The 17,862-nt window shown below is 71.9% G+C and carries 17 protein-coding genes; 13 read left to right on the top strand and 4 right to left on the bottom strand.

Annotated elements, in window-relative coordinates; all coding sequences use genetic code 11:
- Positions 1–38: 38 nt before the first annotated feature.
- A complete protein-coding gene (locus tag ABZ793_RS28045; RefSeq protein ID WP_357462200.1) occupies positions 39–1,169 on the bottom strand; it encodes a mandelate racemase/muconate lactonizing enzyme family protein in 1,131 nt (376 codons plus the stop codon).
- Positions 1,170–1,299: 130 nt separating this feature from the next.
- On the opposite strand from ABZ793_RS28045, the gene ABZ793_RS28040 reads away from it, so the two are divergent.
- The 13 genes from ABZ793_RS28040 (at position 1,300) to ABZ793_RS27980 (ending at position 14,549) form a co-directional block, all read left to right on the top strand.
- Positions 1,300–2,235 carry a thiamine pyrophosphate-dependent dehydrogenase E1 component subunit alpha gene (locus tag ABZ793_RS28040; RefSeq protein ID WP_350704616.1) on the top strand — a complete coding sequence of 312 codons (936 nt, stop codon included), beginning with the start codon at positions 1,300–1,302 and terminating at the stop codon, positions 2,233–2,235.
- Complete coding sequence (locus tag ABZ793_RS28035) at positions 2,228–3,208, top strand: transketolase C-terminal domain-containing protein (RefSeq protein ID WP_357462199.1); 981 nt, start codon at positions 2,228–2,230, stop codon at positions 3,206–3,208. Before ABZ793_RS28040 ends, ABZ793_RS28035 begins: the two co-directional genes overlap by 8 nt.
- A complete protein-coding gene (locus tag ABZ793_RS28030) occupies positions 3,205–3,966 on the top strand; it encodes an SDR family oxidoreductase (protein ID WP_357462198.1) in 762 nt (253 codons plus the stop codon). Before ABZ793_RS28035 ends, ABZ793_RS28030 begins: the two co-directional genes overlap by 4 nt.
- A gap of 40 nt (positions 3,967–4,006) precedes the next feature.
- Positions 4,007–5,329, top strand: coding sequence for a hypothetical protein (locus ABZ793_RS28025; protein WP_357462197.1), 1,323 nt, complete (start codon positions 4,007–4,009; stop codon positions 5,327–5,329).
- A complete protein-coding gene (locus ABZ793_RS28020; protein ID WP_350704609.1) occupies positions 5,326–5,625 on the top strand; it encodes a YciI family protein in 300 nt (99 codons plus the stop codon). Before ABZ793_RS28025 ends, ABZ793_RS28020 begins: the two co-directional genes overlap by 4 nt.
- Positions 5,625–7,202, top strand: coding sequence for a hypothetical protein (locus ABZ793_RS28015; RefSeq protein ID WP_357462196.1), 1,578 nt, complete (start codon positions 5,625–5,627; stop codon positions 7,200–7,202). Before ABZ793_RS28020 ends, ABZ793_RS28015 begins: the two co-directional genes overlap by 1 nt.
- A 169-nt stretch (positions 7,203–7,371) precedes the next feature.
- Complete coding sequence (locus tag ABZ793_RS28010) at positions 7,372–7,749, top strand: SCP2 sterol-binding domain-containing protein (protein WP_357462195.1); 378 nt, start codon at positions 7,372–7,374, stop codon at positions 7,747–7,749.
- Entirely contained in the window at positions 7,746–9,809 is a 2,064-nt protein-coding gene (locus tag ABZ793_RS28005) for a glycogen debranching N-terminal domain-containing protein (protein ID WP_357462194.1), read from the top strand. The genes ABZ793_RS28010 and ABZ793_RS28005 overlap by 4 nt, the downstream gene beginning before the upstream one ends.
- Before the next feature lie 303 nt (positions 9,810–10,112).
- The gene (locus ABZ793_RS28000) at positions 10,113–10,682 is read left to right on the top strand and encodes a TetR/AcrR family transcriptional regulator (RefSeq protein ID WP_357462193.1); all 570 of its coding nucleotides are present in this window, start codon (positions 10,113–10,115) and stop codon (positions 10,680–10,682) included.
- A gap of 10 nt (positions 10,683–10,692) precedes the next feature.
- Entirely contained in the window at positions 10,693–11,049 is a 357-nt protein-coding gene (locus tag ABZ793_RS27995) for a hypothetical protein (RefSeq protein ID WP_350704599.1), read from the top strand.
- An 84-nt stretch (positions 11,050–11,133) separates the two neighbouring features.
- Positions 11,134–12,123 carry an ATP-binding cassette domain-containing protein gene (locus ABZ793_RS27990; protein WP_357462192.1) on the top strand — a complete coding sequence of 330 codons (990 nt, stop codon included), beginning with the start codon at positions 11,134–11,136 and terminating at the stop codon, positions 12,121–12,123.
- Positions 12,120–12,914, top strand: coding sequence for an ABC transporter permease (locus ABZ793_RS27985; protein WP_357462191.1), 795 nt, complete (start codon positions 12,120–12,122; stop codon positions 12,912–12,914). Before ABZ793_RS27990 ends, ABZ793_RS27985 begins: the two co-directional genes overlap by 4 nt.
- A gap of 234 nt (positions 12,915–13,148) precedes the next feature.
- The gene (locus ABZ793_RS27980) at positions 13,149–14,549 is read left to right on the top strand and encodes a hypothetical protein (RefSeq protein WP_357462190.1); all 1,401 of its coding nucleotides are present in this window, start codon (positions 13,149–13,151) and stop codon (positions 14,547–14,549) included.
- 113 nt (positions 14,550–14,662) lie between these two features.
- On the opposite strand, the gene ABZ793_RS27975 is transcribed toward ABZ793_RS27980, so the two are convergent.
- The 3 genes from ABZ793_RS27975 to ABZ793_RS27965 form a co-directional block, all read right to left on the bottom strand.
- Entirely contained in the window at positions 14,663–15,193 is a 531-nt protein-coding gene (locus tag ABZ793_RS27975; protein WP_357462189.1) for an SRPBCC family protein, read from the bottom strand.
- A gap of 94 nt (positions 15,194–15,287) precedes the next feature.
- Complete coding sequence (locus ABZ793_RS27970) at positions 15,288–16,682, bottom strand: N-acetylmuramoyl-L-alanine amidase (protein WP_357462188.1); 1,395 nt, start codon at positions 16,680–16,682, stop codon at positions 15,288–15,290.
- Positions 16,683–16,874: 192 nt separating this feature from the next.
- Entirely contained in the window at positions 16,875–17,855 is a 981-nt protein-coding gene (locus ABZ793_RS27965; protein ID WP_357462187.1) for a DMT family transporter, read from the bottom strand.
- Between the last annotated feature and the right edge of the window lie 7 nt (positions 17,856–17,862).

Here is a 17,862-nt window from a genome sequence, read left to right as displayed (position 1 = left end):
CCCGGCGGACCGTCCCGCCGGGCCACGGGGGTGAGCACTCAGACCGCGTAGGCGACCGAGCCGTCGGCGCGCAGCGGGATCCGGGTCAACGGGCGACCGGTCAGGTCGAGCGGCGTGGCGCCGGTGAGGTCCAGCGTCACGCCGAGTCCCGGTTCCTCCGGCACCGGCAGGAAACCGCCCTGCCGCCGTACGCAGGCACGCGCGGGCCCGTCGGCGAGATGGTCGTCCAGGGGCGAGTACTCCTGCACGACGAAGTTCGGGATGGCCGCGTCCAGCTGCACCGAGGCCATGGTCAGCAGTGGACCGAGACAGTTGTGGCTCACCACGGCGGCGTGGTGGGCCTCGGCCAGTGCGGCGATCTTGCGGGCGTGGCTGATCCCGCCGGCCAGGCCCAGGTCGGGGCGGACGTACTGGGCGCCGCCCTGGGCGAGCAGCTCCTTGAACTCCCAGATGCTGTGCAGGCGTTCGCCGTTGGCCATCGGCACCCCCGCGGCGCGGCGGGCGACGTCGGCCTGGCTGCTGACGCTGTCGATCTGGATGGGGTCCTCCACCAGCAGCGGCAGATGTCTGGCCAACGCGGGCACGACCGCCTCGGCCTGCAGGGGCGTGAGCTTGCGGTGCAGCTCGATGAGCAGGTCCACGTCGGTGCCGACGGTGTCGCGGACCGCGGCGGTGGTGGCCTCGGTGGCGGTGACCAGCCGGGCCAGCGACAGGTCGGCGTAGTCGGCCGGCAGCGGGTCGAACTTGACCGCCGTGAAGCCGTCGGCCACGGCTGCCGCGGCCTGTGCGGCCAGCGCCTGCGCGCCCGTGCCGGGCAGCAGCAGGTGCAGCCGGATCCGGTCGCGCACCCGGCCGCCGAGCAGCTGCCAGACCGGGACCCCGAGGCGCTTGCCGAGCAGGTCCCACAGGGCCAGGTCGACGGCGGAGACGGCGGCGGAGAGCACCGAGCCCCGGAACGGTCCCATCCGGTAGAGGTGGTGCCAGTGGTGCTCGATCCGGGTGGGGTCAGCGCCGAGCAGGTGCGGGCGGAACGCCTCCACGACGGCGTGCACCGCGGTGGGGTAGCCCCAGCAGGCGGACTGGCCGACGCCGACCAGCCCGTCCGACGTGTGCACCTGGACGAAGTGCGCGTCGCCCAGCACCACCGACTCGACGGCGGTGATCTCCATACCTGCCTCCAAATAAGAGACCAATAACGGCCAGAAACTTGCTCTTGCACTCTTCCATAGGCTTACAGCGCTGGTCTAGGCTTCAAAACGAACGAGCCGGAATAAGGCTCTAACTACCACTGGGGGTGTGATGGGTCTGCCGGACGACTATCGGCTCATGGCCCGGATCCGCCGGTTCGAGGAGCGGCTGGCCGCCCTCAAGGACGACGGCGAGATCCCGGGCTCGATCCACCTGTGCAACGGCCAGGAGGCGATCCCGGTCGGCGCCTGCCGGCCGCTGCGCGACGGCGACCACGTGACCGCCACGTACCGCGGCCACGGCTGGGCGATCGCCCGGGGCGTGGACATGGTGGGCCTCTTCGCCGAGATGATGGGCCGCGACTCCGCCCTCTGCGGCGGCCGGGCCGCCTCGCCGTACCTGTCCGACCCGGGCCGGTGGTTCCTCGGCGAGAACTCCATCGTCGGCGCGGGCGTGCCCGTCGCCGCCGGCGCGGCCCTCACCGCCCAGCGCACCGGCAGCGGCGCGGTGTCCGTGGTCAGCATCGGCGACGGCGCGATGAACCAGGGCAACGTCCACGAGGCACTCAACCTCGCCGCGGTGCTCGACCTGCCGCTGGTGCTGGTCGTGGAGAACAACGTCTACTCCGAGATGTCCCGCATCGAGGACATGGTGCGCGTCCGCCAGCTCGCCGAGCGGGCCGCCGGCTACGGCATCCCCGGCCGGGTGGTGGACGGCAACGACCCCGACGCCGTCGCCGAGGCGGTCACCGAGGCGGTCACCCGGGCCCGCGAGGGGTCCGGACCGTCCATCGTCGAGGCCATGACCGAACGGCTGGTCGGCCACTACAGCGGCGACGTACAGCACTACCGGCCGGCGGGCGAGGTCGCCGCCGCCCGGGAACGCGAGCCGCTGGCCCGGATCCGGCAGGCCGCCGACGCCGCGCTCACCGCCCGGCTCGACGCGATCGACGCCGAGGTAGCCACCGAGGTGGAGGCCGCCGTCACCGCCGCTCGTGCCGTGCCGTTCCCGGACCCGGCGACCGTCAAGGAGCACGTCCATGTCTGAGTCCCTGCGCTACATCCAGGCCGTCAACGCCGCGCTCACCTGGGCGCTGGACAGCCGGGAGGACACCGTCTACTTCGGCGAGGACGTCGCCCTGCCCGGCGGGCCGTTCGGCGCCACGAAGGGGCTGCACAAGCGGTTCGGCTCCGCGCGGATCTTCGACACCCCGATCTCCGAGACCGGGTTCCTCGGCATGGCCCTGGGAGCGGCGATGACCGGCCTCCGGCCGATCGCCGAGATCATGTACGCCGACTTCTCGTTCGTGGCCATGGACCAGTTCGTCAACCAGATCTCCACCATCCACTACTCCAGCAACGGGCGGTGGAAGGCGCCGCTGGTGATCCGGATGCAGCAGGGCTACTCGCCCGGCGCCTGCGCCCAGCACTCGCACTCACCCGAGGCGTACTTCGCGCACACCCCCGGGTTGCGGGTGGCCCTGCCGGCCACGCCCGACGACGCGTACCAGATGCTGCGCACCGCGGTCGTCAGCGACGACCCGGTGGTGGTCGCCGAGGCGCGCATGCTCTACCCGACACGCGGCCCCGTCCGCACCGACGCCCCGGTCGAACCGGTCGGGGGCGCCCGCGTGGTCCGCCCGGGCACCGACGTCACCGTCGTGGCGTGGTCCCGGATGGTCTCGGCGTCGCTGGACGCCGCGGGTCAGCTCAGCGAGGAGGGCATCGAGGCCGAGGTGATCGACCTGCGCTGGCTCAACCCGCTGGACTTCGACACCGTCGCCGCCTCGGTGGCCCGCACAGGTCGGCTGGTCGTCGCCCACGAGGCGAACCTGACCGGCGGGTTCGGCGCCGAGATCGCCGCCCGGGCCGCCGCGGAGTGCTTCGCCGACCTGCGCGCCCCGGTCGCCCGGGTGGCCACCCCGGACGTGCCGATGCCGGCCGCCCCGGCCCTGCAGGCCGCCGTGATCCCCGAGGCGGCCGACGTGGTGGATGCCGTGCGCCGCACGGTCACGCGATGACCGCTGACACTCCGCCGGCCGGCCTGCTGGCCGGCCGGCGGGTGGTCGTCGTCGGCGGCGCCTCCGGCATCGGCCTGGCCACCGTCCACGCCGCCGCCGCGGCCGGCGCGGCGGTCGCGGTGCTGGACGCCGACGGCGACGGCGCGGCCGGGGCCGCCGCCGCGGCCCGGCGCACCGGGGCGAGCGCCAGCGCCCGCCGGGTCGACGTGACCGTCGAGGCCGAGGTCGCCGCCGCGCTCGACGACGTCGCCGCCGAGTGGGGCGGGATCGACGCCGTGCTGCACGTGGCGGGCGTCATGCGCGGCCAGGGCCTCGACGTCCGGGAGGTCACCGCCGAGCTGTGGGCGCAGGTGATCGCGGTCAACCTGACCGGGCCGTTCCTCGTCGCCAAGCACGCGGTGCGGCACCTCACCCCGGGCACCGGTGTCCTCGTGCTGGTGGGCTCCAGGGCGGGCGTGCAGAACGGCTCCGGCTCGGTACCCTACGGCGCGAGCAAGGGTGGACTGCACGGCCTGGCGCTCACATTGGACCGACAGCTCCGTCCACAGGGGATCCGCGTGCACACGCTGTGCCCCGGCGACATCGACACGCCGCTGATGCGACGGTCGCTGGACGAGGCGCGGACCAACGGGACCGACGCCGGCCGGGTCGCGGAGATCGAGGCGGCCCTGGGCCGTCCGGAGGACGTGGCGTCCGCGCTGGTCCTGTTGGCGTCGCCGGTCAGCGACGGTGTGGTCGGCACCGTCCACACCCGCTGAGCAGCCCGCCCGAGACCGGCGACGACGTGGAGGTGGCAAGGTGATCGGCATCATCGGTCCGGAGGACTCGATCCGGCTCGTGCAGGAGGTCGCCGCGGGCGAGGGCCGCGCCACGGACCTGACGGCCCGCACGTACACCCGGCCGGAACAGGCCCTCGAGCTGGCCCGCGAACTCGACGAGCTGTGCCAGGTGCTGCTCTTCACCGGGCGCATCCCGTACGCGTTCGCCGCCGCCGCCGGCGACCTGCGCGCCGAGATCGACTACATGCCGCACGCCGGCATCGACCTCTACCGGACACTGTCACGGATGCTGCTGGCGAGCGGCGGACGGCTGCCCACGGTGAGCGTGGACACCATCGAGGCCGACATCGTCCGCGAGACGTACCACGACATCGACCTGATCCCGCCGACCGAGATCCTGCCCATCGCGGACTCGTCCGGCCTGCTCTTCTCCGGCCTCGACGAGATCACCGCCTTCCACCGCGAGCGGTACGCCTCCGGCGCGGTCGAGGCGTGCCTGACCTGCCTCGGCGCGGTGCACCGCGACCTGGCCGACAGCGGGGTGCCGGTCTGGCGGGTGGAACACACCCGCGCCTCCGTGCGGGACGCCCTGCGCCGGGCGTGGCTCGCCGCGGAGGTACGACAGTCCCGCGCCACCCAGATCGCGGTGATGATGATCGAGCTGACCGAGCCCGCCAGCCGCCAGCAGGACCCGTACCAGATGGAACGGGAGCGGCTACGGCTGCGCGAGGCGTTGCTCGAACACGCCGAGCGGATGCGGGGCAGGCTGGGCACGATCGACGACCGGACGCTGCTCATCACGACGACCCGCGGCACCGTCGAGAGCGCCATCGCCCGGCACCGGGCCGGCCACGCCTCCCTGCTGACCCTCCGCGGTGTCGACGTCGAGCACACGGTCGGCTTCGGTGCCGGCACCACCATCGCCGCCGCCGAGGACAACGCCCGCAAGGCGCTGGCACTCGGCCGCGGCAGCGGCGACACCCACGTCGTCTTCCCCGACGGGCAGATCTACTCCAGCCGGGAGAGCCCGGTGAAACAACGGCTCCGCGAGACCGCCCCCGAGGTCCTGCGGATCTCCGAACAGCTCCGCCTCGGGCCGCTGTCGACCCGCCGGTTGCTGGACGCGCTGCACCAGATGGACCCGAACCAGGTGACCGCGCGGGGCCTGGCCGACGCCTACGGGGTGGAGGCGCGCTCGGCGCGCCGACTGCTCAAGTCGCTGCGGGCCGCCGGCTTCGCCGAGGAGGTCGGCGTGCACGTCAGCACCGGCGCGGGCCGGCCGCAGACGGTCTACCGGGTGGCGATGCGGCGGCTGCTCGAGGCCATCGGCGGTGAGGCGTGAGGTTCGAACCGACCTTCCTGGTCACGGCCACCTTCGCCGCGGACGCCGCCACCCGCCGGGAACCGCACCGGCAGGCCCACCTCGCCCACGTCGAGGCCCTGCTCGCCGACGGCACCGCCCTGCTCGCCGGGGCCCGGGCCGACCTCGGCGCTTCCGTCCTCGTCCTGCGGGCCGCCGACGCCACCGCCGCCCGCAACCGTGTCGAACAGGATCCGTACTGGCAGCACCGGGTGTGGACCGGCATCGAGGTGGTCGACTACCTCGCCGCCACCCCGCAATCCCTCGGGAGGTCATGATGTCGCAGTACCGCCAGATCGCCGGAGTCCGGGTGCAGGGCGCCGCATCCGCGCCCTACGCGGCCCGGCTGTTGGGCGAGGCGTGGGGAGAGACACCCGAGGGGGTGCCGGTCCGCTTCGAGGCCGACCCGGCGCGGCCCGAGGGCGGCTACCGGATCGAGGTGCCCGAGCAGGGCGAGATCTGGCTCAGCGGCGACCCCTTCGCCGGCCTGGTCTACGCCGCGCGGGAGCTGCTCGCCCTGGCCACCCCGGCCGGCGTGCCCGTGGGCGTCCGGGAGGGCGCGCCTCGGCTGCCGCTGCGCAACCTGTGGACCTGGGACCACTCCACCAACTGGGACCTTCGGCAGCTCGGCCAGCAGGAGATCGGCGCGCTGAACCCGTACGCCAAGCCCGCCGACGCGTTCGGCGCCGACTACCGGCGGCTGGTCGACTTCTGCAGCCGGGAGCGGATCGGCGGCATCGTGGTGTACGGGCTGCTGCGCGACGCCCACGGCGGCGTCGAGGCGGCCCGCGAGCTGTGCGAGTACGCCAACGCCCGAGGCGTACGGATCATCGCCGGGATCGGCGTCAACGCCTACGGCGGCATCTACTTCGACGGCCGGCACCGCTACAACCTCGCCACCTGGCTGCGGCAGCGCCCCGACCTGGCCGCCGAGCTGCCGAAGAAGGTCGGGTTCGACATCGACGACTTCGGCGACCTGCACTTCCCGGCCAGCGAGTACATGATGGCCGCCTGCCCGTCCCAGCCGGACAACCTGGCGTGGCACCGGGAGGCGGTCGACTGGCTGCTGGACACCCTCCCCGTCGGCGGCGTCAACTTCGAGACCGGCGACTACGGCAGCTGCGCCTGCGCCAGGTGCGCGGCCCGCACCGGCGGCGAGCGCACCTCCTGGTCGTACGAGGCCATGCGGTCGGTCTACCCGACCCTGCTCGAGACCGCCCGCCGCACCGGGCCGGCGGGGGTGCCGCTGCGGCACCTCGTCGAGGTCTACTGGGACAACATCTTCGACCTGGAGGCCCAGAAGCCGCTGGCCGACCTGCCCGACGACGTGGCCTACCAGTACTGCGTCAACCGGGGTTTCTGGCACGACAACCGGGACCGGCTCACCGCCGACCACGTCGACGGGCTTCCGCACACCACCAACGTGCTGCGCACCCACGCCGGCTCCCAGTGGAACCGGCAGCGGCACTCCTGGGTGCCCGACCTGTACGCCGACATGGCGACCCGGGCCGCCGGGGCGGGCATGCGCGGCCTGACGATCTTCGCCGAGGCGTCGGCGTACCACCCGACCAACGAGATCAGCTACCTGGCGTACGCGCGCTTCACCTGGAACCCGGACCTGGCCTGGGCGGACTTCTGGCGCGCGGAGGTGGCACCGCGGTTCGGCGGCGCGGCCGAGGCCGAGGCGTTCCGCGCCGGCGCGGCCGCGCTGGACGACCCCACGGCGACGGCGGACGCCCTCGGCGCGGTCCGCGGCGACGCCCTGGCGATGGTCGCCGCCACCAGCGGCGACGTGCAGCGCCGGTGGCTGTGGCTGGCCGAGCGCGCGGCCCGTCACGCCCACTCCGCCGGCTGACCTGCCAGACCCGCCCGGAGGCAGCGGTGCGGCCGGACGACCGGCCCCCGCTGCGCGGCGGGTACACCGCCGGCGAATTTCACCCGTTTCGGGTGACGGCCGCTCACCACCGGGCGTTCCAGGCTGTACGAACAGTGCGGCTCGCGGGGGTGTCGGAAGGAGGTTTCTGATGGGGGACCCGACCGCCGACTATCTCGGCCGGCTGGGCCGGCGCCCGGCCACGCCGATCACGATGAAGGCCCGGGGCACGATCCGGCTGGAAGTCGAACGCGATACGGGAGCAGATGTCTGGTTCGTTACGTTGTGCGACGGCGCGACCCAGGTGTCGCGCCAGGACCAGCGGCCGGACCTGGTGATCCGGGGCCACCAGACGCTCTTCGACCGGCTGGTCCAGGGGCGGGCGCAGCTCTACGCGGCGCTGATGCGCAACGAGATCAACGTCGAGGGCGACCTGGCGCTCCTGTCGTCGTTCGAGCGGCTGCTGCCCGGCCCCGAGGGCGCCCACCACCCGCGCGACTTCGCCCGGGCAGGAGGACAGGGCTCATGAGCGAACGAGGCGTCAGCATCCTGGACGGCAACACGTTCGTCGTCAGCGACGAACGCGGCGACCTGCACCCGTCGCCGACCTTTCCCACCGGGCTCTTCTCGTTCGACACCCGGTTCCTGTCGACCTGGGTGCTGACCGTCGACGGCGAACCGCTCAACGCCCTGTCCCGGGACGACCTGCAGTACTTCGAGACCCGCTACTTCCTCGTACCCGGCGAGCCGACCCACTACGTCGACGCGAAGGTCTCGGTCATCCGGCAGCAGCAGATCTGCCGGGAGTTCAGCGAACAGTTGACGGTACTCAACCACGACACCGAGGAACGGCACCTCACGTTGCGGGTGGAGATGGCCACCGACTTCGCCGACCTGTTCGAGATCAAGGACGTACGGCAGAAGACCGGGAAGACTCTGACGAGCGTCGAGGACGGTCATCTGCGGTTCCGTTACGAACGAGGCACCTTCCACCGTGAGACGATCATTTCGAGCACTTCGCCGGCGCGCGTCGACGAAACGGGGATGACCTTCGACCTCCGGATCGCACCGCGCGGCAGGTGGAGCACGGAGCTGCACGTCTACCCGATCGTGCGCGGCGCGCGGGGCCTCGACATCCGGGCCAGCCTGGACGCCCACCAGGGGCGGGTGAAGCCGCAGCTGCGGCAGGACCTCGACGACTTCCTCTTCCAGACACCACAGCTGGTGTGCGACCACCGGTCCCTGCAGACGGCGTACGAGCGCAGCCTCACCGACCTGGCCGCGATGCGGTACTCGCCGCTCGCCTTCCCCCGGCGGTTGCCGGCCGCGGGGCTGCCCTGGTTCATGACCATCTTCGGCCGCGACAGCATCTTCATCAGCCTGCAGACGCTGCCGTTCGTGCCGGAACTCGCCTCGACGGTCCTCCGTGACCTCGCCTTCCAGCAGGGCAGCAAGCTGGACGACTACCGCGACGAGGAACCCGGGAAGATCGCGCACGAGTTCCGCTACGGCGAATCGGCGGCGTTCGAGGAGCAGCCGCACAGCCCCTACTACGGATCGGCGGACTCCACCCCCCTGTACGTGATCCTGCTCGACGAGTACGAGCGGTGGAGCGGGGACGCCAGCCTGGTGCAACAGTTGGAGCTCGAGGCCCGCGCGGCGCTGAACTGGATCGACGAGTACGGCGACATCCTGGGCAACGGCTACGTGTCGTACCAGCGGCGGAACACCGTGAACGGCCTGGAGAACCAGTGCTGGAAGGACTCCTGGGATGCCGTCTCCTACCGGGACGGCCGGCTGCCCGGACTGCCACGCGCAACCTGTGAGCTGCAGGGGTACGCCTACGACGCGAAGCTGCGCGGCGCCCGTCTGGCCCGGCAGTTCTGGAACGACCCCGCCTACGCCGACCGGCTGGAAGCCGAGGCGGCCGACCTCAAACGGCGTTTCAACCGCGACTTCTGGATCGAAGAGGGGGAGTACTACGCGCTCGCCCTCGACACCGACGGCAAGCCGGTCGACGCCATGTCGTCCAACATGGGCCACCTGCTGTGGAGCGGCATCGTCGAACCGGACCGGGCCCAGAAGATTGCCCAGCACCTCCTCGGGCCGAGCATGTTCTCCGGGTGGGGCGTCCGCACCCTGGCCGACACCGCGGCGCGGTACAACCCGGTCGGCTACCACGTCGGCACGGTCTGGCCGTTCGACAATTCGATCATCGCCTGGGGCCTGTGGCGCTACGGCTTCCGCACCGAGGCCGGCCAGATCGCCGAGGCGGTCATCGACGCGTCGCAGTACTTCGGCGGGCGGCTGCCCGAAGCGTTCGCCGGCTACGAGCGGCTCCTGACCAAGTACCCCGTCGAATACCCCACCGCCTGCAGCCCGCAGGGCTGGTCGGCCGGAGCGACCCTGCTGTTCCTCCGTACGATGCTCGGCCTCAATCCGCACGAGGACCACCTTGCGGTCGACCCCGCCCTGCCGGCCGCGATCGGCCGGATCGAACTGCTCGACATCCCGGGGCGTTGGGGGCACGCCGACGCGTTCGGCCGCAGCGGGGTCGACAGCCGGCGCCGCGCCAGGGCTCGACGGTAGGAACGGAACAGGTCCCTCCTCGGGCTGCTCTCGTTCTTTCCTCCTGGGTGCCTACTGCGATCGACGCCCTCGACCGGTTGGCCGCCGGCGCGGAGGCGCTGGAACCGGAGGTGGCCCGTCGGGTCCTCGCTGGCGCGGGCCCGGCCGGCCCGCCTACCCGGCACAGCCGACGCGAGTGGGACGTAGTGCACCACATACCTCAGATCTATGCCAATGCCGCTAATCGCCGCCTAGCCGAGCTCGGCAAGATTTAGGAACGATCGTTCTTGACTGGCCGTTCCTAAACCCGCTACTGTGGCTGACATGGGGAGACCACGTGGGTTCGACGAGGATCAAGCTGTCCAGGCGGCGATAGGAGTATTCGCCGAGCGGGGATACGACGGCACGTCCGTCGACGACCTGGTGGCCAGCCTCGGCGTCCATCGCAACAGCCTGTACAAGACCTTCGGCAGCAAGGGCGGGCTCTACACCAGGGCGCTGCGCTGGCACGTGGAGCACCAGGTGCGACCACTCGTCACGGCCGTCGCGGCGGCTGGCGACATCACCGAGGCGATGCATCGCGTACTCGCCACCGACGCGGCGAAACCCGGCTTCGACCTGCTCCTGAGGGCCGCGGTCGAGCGCGCCCCGGTCGATTCCGAAGTCGCCGAAGTGGTCGCCCAGTGCCTGCGGGAGATGGACGAGGCCCTCGGTCGCGTCCTGATCGCCGAACATCCGGGCGCCGACGGAACCGCTCGCGTCGAGGCACTGACCACCGCGCTGACCGCCACCGTGCTGGGTCTGCGCCTGCGGGCCAGGGCCGGCACCTCCGATACGCAAACCACCGAAGCCGGCAGGGCAGTGGCCCACCAGCTCAGCCACCACGAGATCTGAGGAGACAGATATGGCACGTGTTTACGTCGACGGCGAGGCCCTCGTCGTGGAGATCGAAGGCATGGACAAGCTCTGGGCACTGAAGAGCCGGCTCACCATCCCGCTGGTCAACGTCAGGGGCGCGACCGCCGACCCGGGGATCGTCAAGGAGCCGAAGGGCCTGCGAGCGCCGGGAGCCCACCTCCCCGGGGTCATCGTCGCGGGCACCTTCCACCACGACGGCGAGCGGGTGTTCTGGGACGTCCGCGATCCAGCGAAGGCCGTCGTCATCGAACTGACCGACGAACGCTACAGCCGCCTCGTCGTCCAGGTCAGCGACCCCCACGCCACGGTTCGGCTCATCGAAGAGGCCACGCGGACGCCCTGACCAGTCCGTCCGTCGCTTCCCGGCCGGTGGCCGCTCCGGCGGCCACCGGTCCCTTTTTCACCCCACCTCGAACGGCGATGCCTCATGCCCAAGATCCAAAAGCTGGTTCCCAGTGACCACGACAAACCGCTCACCAGCATCACGAAGACGTCCGACGGCGTGCGGGTGCAGGTGCGCAACCTCACCAAGCGGTTCGGTGCCGTCCCGGCGGTCACCGACCTGAGCTTCACCGTGGAGCCCGGGCGGGTCACCGGTTTCCTCGGCCCGAACGGCGCCGGGAAGTCGACCACCCTGCGAATGGTCCTGGGATTGATTCGGCCCACCTCCGGCGACGCGCTCATCGGTGGCCGACGGTACGTCGAACTGCCGCAGCCGGCTCGTACCGTCGGCGCGGCCCTGGACGCGTCAAGCTGTCATCCCGGAACCAGCGCCCGGGACCACCTGCGGATCTACTGCGACATGGCCGGGCTGCCGGTACGACGCGCGGACGAGGTCATCGAGGCCCTGGACATGTCCGGGTTCGCGGGCCGGAAGACCGGCGAATTCTCCACCGGCATGCGCCAGCGGCTCGCCCTCGCCACGGCCCTACTCGGCAACGCTCCCGTGCTGCTTCTGGACGAGCCGACCAACGGGCTCGACCCCGGGGGGATCGCCTGGCTACGCCGGTTCCTACGCCAACTCGCCGACGAGGGGCGCACCGTCCTGGTCTCCAGCCACGTGCTCAGCGAGGTGGAACAGATGGTGGACGGCGTGGTCGTGATCAGCGGCGGGCGCCTGATGGCCGAAGGCACCCTCGACGAACTCGCTGCGGTGACCGTTCCCGCCGTCGTGGTCCAGTCTCCTGACGCCGACCTCCTCGCCGCGCGACTGGCCGATGCCGGGACGACCGATGGTCGCCCGCCCCGGATCGAGAACACCGGTCCGGGCACCCTCCGAGTCCATGGCCTCAGCGCCGAAAGGGTCGCAGACACCGCAGCGGGCGCGGGCCTGCGGGTGTACGGACTAACTCCGTGCCGCACCGACCTGGAGCAGGCATTTCTGCAGTTGACCGGGGAAAAGAGGACCACCCGATGAGCCACCTCGTCCGAGCCGAGTTCCGCCGGCTGTTCGCCACCCGCCTCTGGATCTGGGCGGTGGCCGCCGCGGTCGTCTTCGGCGGCGGCCTCGTCGGGCTGCTCACCATCATCGGCCCCGAGAACGTCAATCCGCCACTGCCCGGACTGGACACCGAGGCCGGCATCCGGGCGGTACTCGGCCTCGCCGGGCTCGGAGTGATCGTCCCTGCGCTGTTCGGCGCGACAGCGGTCACCTCCGAGTACCGGCACCGGACCATATCGGCCACGTTTCTGTTCGCACCTCGACGCTGGAGCGTGCTGGCCGCGAAACTCCTCGTCTACCTCGTCGCCGGGGTGGCCTATGGGCTGATCACCACGATCGCGGCCGGCATCGCGCTCTACGCCGGGACGGCTGTCCGGGACATCCCCACCGGCGCACCACTCGATGTCGTCGTCAGTCTGCTGCTGCGCCTGGTCGTGGCGATGGCGGCCTACACCGTACTGGGCGTGGGCATCGGCGCACTGGTCCGCAACCAGGTGCTCGCCTTGGCCGGCTTGGGCGCGTACCTCTACATGGGCGAGAACCTGCTGCTCTTCATTCCCGGGGTGAACACGGCATACCCGTTCCTGCCCGGCGGTGCCACCGCCGCGCTGACCAACTTCACCGCGCTCACCCAGGTGGCGAACGACACGACCGGAGCCGCACCGCAACTCCTCTCCCCGCAGGCCGGCGCCGGTCTGCTGATCGCCTACGCGCTCGCCGCCGCACTACTGGCTATCGTCCTGCCCCTACGCAGGGACGTCGTCTGACCGGGGCGGACGACCGGACGAGCACAAGGCGTGCGCCGGGTCGGCACCCCCGGGCTTTCCCGGTCAGGTGGGCCGGCGCACGCCCCGCTGGTCCAGCCAGCCGTCGACGTCGAAACCCCGCGCCGCTCTCGGTCTGCCGTCGGCAGGCGCCGGCCTTGTACCGTCTTGAACTGGTCCGCCGCAGTCGCGTCGGGAACGGTGGTATCAAGGACCGACGTCAGCCAAGGAGGGGCAGTGCGGAGTTTCACCCGTACGTTCGTCGGCAACCTCGTGCTCTTCACCGTCCTAGGGGTGGCGGGGCCGATCCTGCTCGTCTGCGGCGCCCTGGGCGTCACCGATGCCGGCGAGGGCGAACGGGGCGTCCCGCTGGCCTTCCTCCTCGCCGGACTGGGGTTCACCCTCGCGATAGCCGTCAGCGCCTTTCTCTTCACCCGCAAGCACCACCCGGTCATCACCGACCGCGACCGCGTGTCCACGGCGTACCAGTGGGACGACGACACCCTCGCCATGTGGACCCCCCGCGCCCGGATTCCCATCCAGGGCGGCCGGCTGGCCACGGCCGAGGTGCGCGAGGCGACACTCGTGTCGTACGGCGACGACTGGGAGGCGACGTACCAGTCCTACGGCGGCGACCTCGACCCCGACGAGCCGATGCCGCGCATCCGGCTCAGGCTGCGGGTCCACCCTGACGGCGGCGAGCCGTTCGAGTCGACGCACACGTGGCGGGTGCCGTCCCTGTGCCTGGCGGCCGTCACCGCGGGGCGACTCGTCGCCGTCGTCCACCCCGACATCCCCGAGGAGTTCGGCATCGACTGGCCGCGCAGCGCCCTGCTGTCGGGCGCCAGGACGTGCAGGCTCCTCGGTTTCGACGGCCGGCACGTCGAGCTGACCGGTCGCCCGGATCTCCTCCTGGAGCTGTGGCGGATCACCGGGACCGGGACCGCGGGCCGGATCACCATGGACGGCGACACGATCGACCTGCGCCGCGTCGAGCCCGCCGTGGCGACGCAGCTCCAGAGCCTGGTCGAGCGGGCCGCCGGCGGGTGGCCGGCGCCCGAGCCGGTGCCGGACGGGCAGGCCAGGTGGGTAGTCGACCGTTTGCCCGCGCAGGAAGGGGCGTTCGGCGAGGTGGACCGCCGGTGGGCCCGCCTCGGCGGGCACCTCGTCCGTGGCCGGTTCCTGGAACTGCGGGGCACGACGACCTTCCAGTACGCCGGCCCGGTGCTGGAGACCGTCCTGCGCGTCTTCCCCGCCGACGGCACCGCCCCGATCGACCTCGGGAAGAAACTGACGGTGCCGATGACCTACCTCGCGCTGCTGCACCGCACGAAGCAGCTCGTCGTGCGGGTCGGCCCCGACCGCCGGTCGTACGAGATCGACTGGGCGCGCACCACCCTCGCCGTGGGGGCGAGCCCGGCCGTCGTGATCGGACCCGACGGTCGCCGGTTCGACCTGACCGGCCGGTTCGACGCCCTGCTGGCGATCATGCGGCTGCTCGTGGCCAACCGGGTGAGTGTCTCCGGCAACGTCCTGGATCTCCGGGACCGCCGCCCCTCCGCTGTGGCGGCACAGGTCATGGACGTGATCCGTGCTCATCCCGACCGGAATTCGCACCTGGACTTCCCGGTGCCGTAGGGCGGGCCGTACCCGCCGCACCACCGGTGCGGCCCGCCCACCAAACCGGCGGTGTTGCTCGACGTGACCGAAGGCGCGAACCCGGTGGTGGCCGGGCCGCGCCGTCGGAATGGTCAGCGCGGCTGCTCGGCGAGGCCCCGGATGCCCTGCAACGTGGCGGTCATGGCGTCCCGCAGGGCGGCCCGCCGGTTCTCGATGATCTGCTCCTCGTTCTCGGGTGCCCGGTCGATGACCAGGCTCACCCCGCTGCGGCCCGGGCCGATCCGCACGGACTGGACCAGCCGGCAGCCGTCATCCTCGGGCGTGAGCCGGAACTGCCAGGTGGCGGCGGGGTGCCGTAGGTCGGCGGGGCCGCCACCGAAGCGGTTGTCCGGGTCGACCACCACCCAGCCGAAGACCTGCGGCTCGTCGAACCGCACGACGTGCGAGATGGTCCGCCACTCGCCCAGCGCGGGATGGTGGTTGTGCCCCTCGAACCGGGCGCCGAGCGTCGGCCCCCGGCTGCCGTCGAGCCATCGGACCCGGCGCAGCTCCGTACTGAACCGCGTGGGCAGCTCGATGTCGGTGACCAGCTCCCACACCCGGGCCGGATCGGCCGCCAGGTGCAGGTCACACTCCACCGTCGGGCCATCGACGTAGCGCACGGCATCCTCCCTTGTGTCCTTCGGCTTACCAGATCCTCTCACCGTGTTGACCGTCGGCGGGGGGCCGCTCCGGCCAGGTTCGGTGCAGGGGCGGTCAGCACCGTGGCACGTTGGGGATGAAGCCGTCGTGGCCGGTCAGGACGTAGGCGTCCGAGACGTACCTGTTGGTGCCGATCCGGTTCCAGACGTTGGTGGTGCCGTAGGTGCCGGTGACGGTGGTGCCGACGGCCTGGCAGTAGATGCTGACCGTCGCGCCGTCGGCGACGGATCCGACGATGGCGTAGCCGGAGCCGGGTCCCGAGCGGACGTTGAGGCCGGCCCCTCCGGTGTTCACGGTGCCGGAGCCGATGCCGGTCTTCCCGTTCACCAACTCCATGTAGTAGGTCCAGTTCCAGTGTGGGCCCGGGTCGGTGTGGGTGGCCCCCGGCACCTCGTTGTGGCCGATGATGTGTGCCCGGTCCTTGGGGATGCCGTACTTGTTGGCCAGGTTGCGGGTCAGGGCCGCGGACGCCCGGTACATCGCGTCGGTGAACCATGCGGGGTTGTCGACGTAGCCTTCGTGTTCGATGCCGATGGACTGGGTGTTGTAGGTCCAGTTGCCGGCGTGCCAGGCGATGTCCTTCTCGCGCACGGACTGGGTGACCGCCCCGTCGGACGAGCGGAACGTGTAGTGCGCGCTAACCTTGGCGGCCGGGTTCTGGAACCAGCTGATCGATCCGGCGTAGCTGCCCTGCGTGATGTGGATGACGACGTACCTGACGGGGTGGCTGCCGGGCCGGCTGGCCACGGTGTAGTTGCTGGGGCTGGCCGGCGCCCACGCGGCCGGTCCGTAGTCGGTGCTGAGGGTTCCGACCCCGCCCGCCGCCTGGGCGAGCGCGCCCCGCTGCGGCGCGACCGGACGGCCGGGAACGGCCAACGCTTCGGGCTGTGCCGTCTCGAAGCCGGTTCGGAGCAGGTCGTAGACGGCGTCGGCGTAGAGCCGGGCGAGCGCCGGGGTGCTTGCCCCGCCGTAGCGCGCGACCGAGCCGTACCACGTGTTGACGTCCTGGCGCTCGACGGCGGTCAGGCCGGCCTGGTCGGCGTAGGAGCGCAGGACGGCGGCGGCCCCGGCGACGTTCGCGGTCGGGTCGGCGCGCAGCGTGTCCCGGTCGAGCCCGGTCAGCCGGGCCGCCTCGTCCAAGGTGTGCAGGTTCGGGTTGCTGACCAGGTGCATGAGGCCGTAACCGCCCGCCGCGCTCGGTCTGCCGCCATGCCCGTTGAGTCGCGTCTCGGCGTGGCCGAGGGCGAGGAGCAGATCGCGGGGAACGTCGTACCGTCGTGCGGCGGTGTCGAACGCGGTGGCCCACCGACTTGATGCGGCCGAGCCCCGGTCCGGGGCGGCTGATGCCGGCGAAGCCGCCAGGACTGACTCACCGGACAGGACCAGAGCCGCGGCGAGCATGGCGCCGAGTAGCCCGTGCGTACGCCGTGAGGCGCGTCGACCAGTCACCTTCCACCCCCAGTGCATCGATTTGCGATAGATGGAGCTCGATGGATGGGCCGTAACATACCTCGCGGCCGGCGGCGGTGTAAACGGTTTGCGGTGTCGGGCTTTCGGAGCGGCGGAATCCTTCATCGGCGGCACGCCCGGCCGGCCCGCGCGCGCCGCCCCGCCGGGCGCGCCAGGTGGCGCCGGTGCGCATCAGGACGGATCCGGCGACGGGTGGGCTGCCGACGCCACGACGGGTCTCGCGCCGGAACCGCCCGGCTCGCCCGTCGGCGCAGGAGCAGCGGTTCGTGCTCCGGTGCGGGAGCGCTGGGTCAGGACGACGCAGGCGAGCACCACGAACGCCGCGGCGACCGAGGCAGGGGCGACGGCCTCGCCGACCAGCAGCGCCGACCAGGTCAGGGTGAGGACGGGCTGGGCGAGCTGGATCTGTCCGACCTGCGCGATGCCTCCGCGGGCGAGGCCCGCGTACCAGGCGAAGAAGCCCAGGAACATGGAGACCGCGGTGAGGTAACCGAACGCTGCCCAGGCGACGGCGCCGGCGTGCGGCCGGTGGACCGTGGCGGTCATGGCCGTGACGGGCAGGGTGGCGGGCAGCGACAGCAGCAGTGCCCAGCAGATCGTGCGGGCACCGCCCAGTTCGCGGGCGAGCGCACCGCCCTCGGCGTATCCCAGGCCGCACAGCACGACCGCCGCGAGCAGGTACAGATCCGCGAGGGACAGGGCGCCGCTGACCGCGCCGCTGACGATGAGGAACGCCAGGACCGCCAGCAGCCCGCCGATGCTCGCGACCCAGAACAGCGGCGGCGGACGCTCTCCGGCGCGCAGCACCGCGAACATCGCGGTCATGGCCGGCAGCACGGCGACGACGACCGCGCCGTGCGCGGAGGTCTGCGTCGTCAGGGCCAGCGAGGTGAACAACGGAAAGCCGACGACGACACCGAGCGCGACGATCGACAGGCGCCGCCACTGACCTCGGCTGGGCCGCGGCGCGCCGGTGGATCTCAGGTACGCCCAGGCCAGCAGCGCCGCGCCGACGGCCCGGCCGAAGGCGACGAACCAGGGGTCCAGCTCCTGCACGGCGACGCGGGTCATGGGCAGCGACATGCTGAAGGCCAGCACGCCCAGCGCTCCGAGGGCGAGCCCGACGGTGCGATCCGCTGTTACCGCGCTCACGGCAGTA

The sequence above is a fragment of the Micromonospora sp. NPDC047465 genome, assembly GCF_040643125.1.
Lineage (GTDB): Bacteria > Actinomycetota > Actinomycetes > Mycobacteriales > Micromonosporaceae > Micromonospora.
This window is presented reverse-complemented; position numbering and strand designations above follow the sequence as displayed.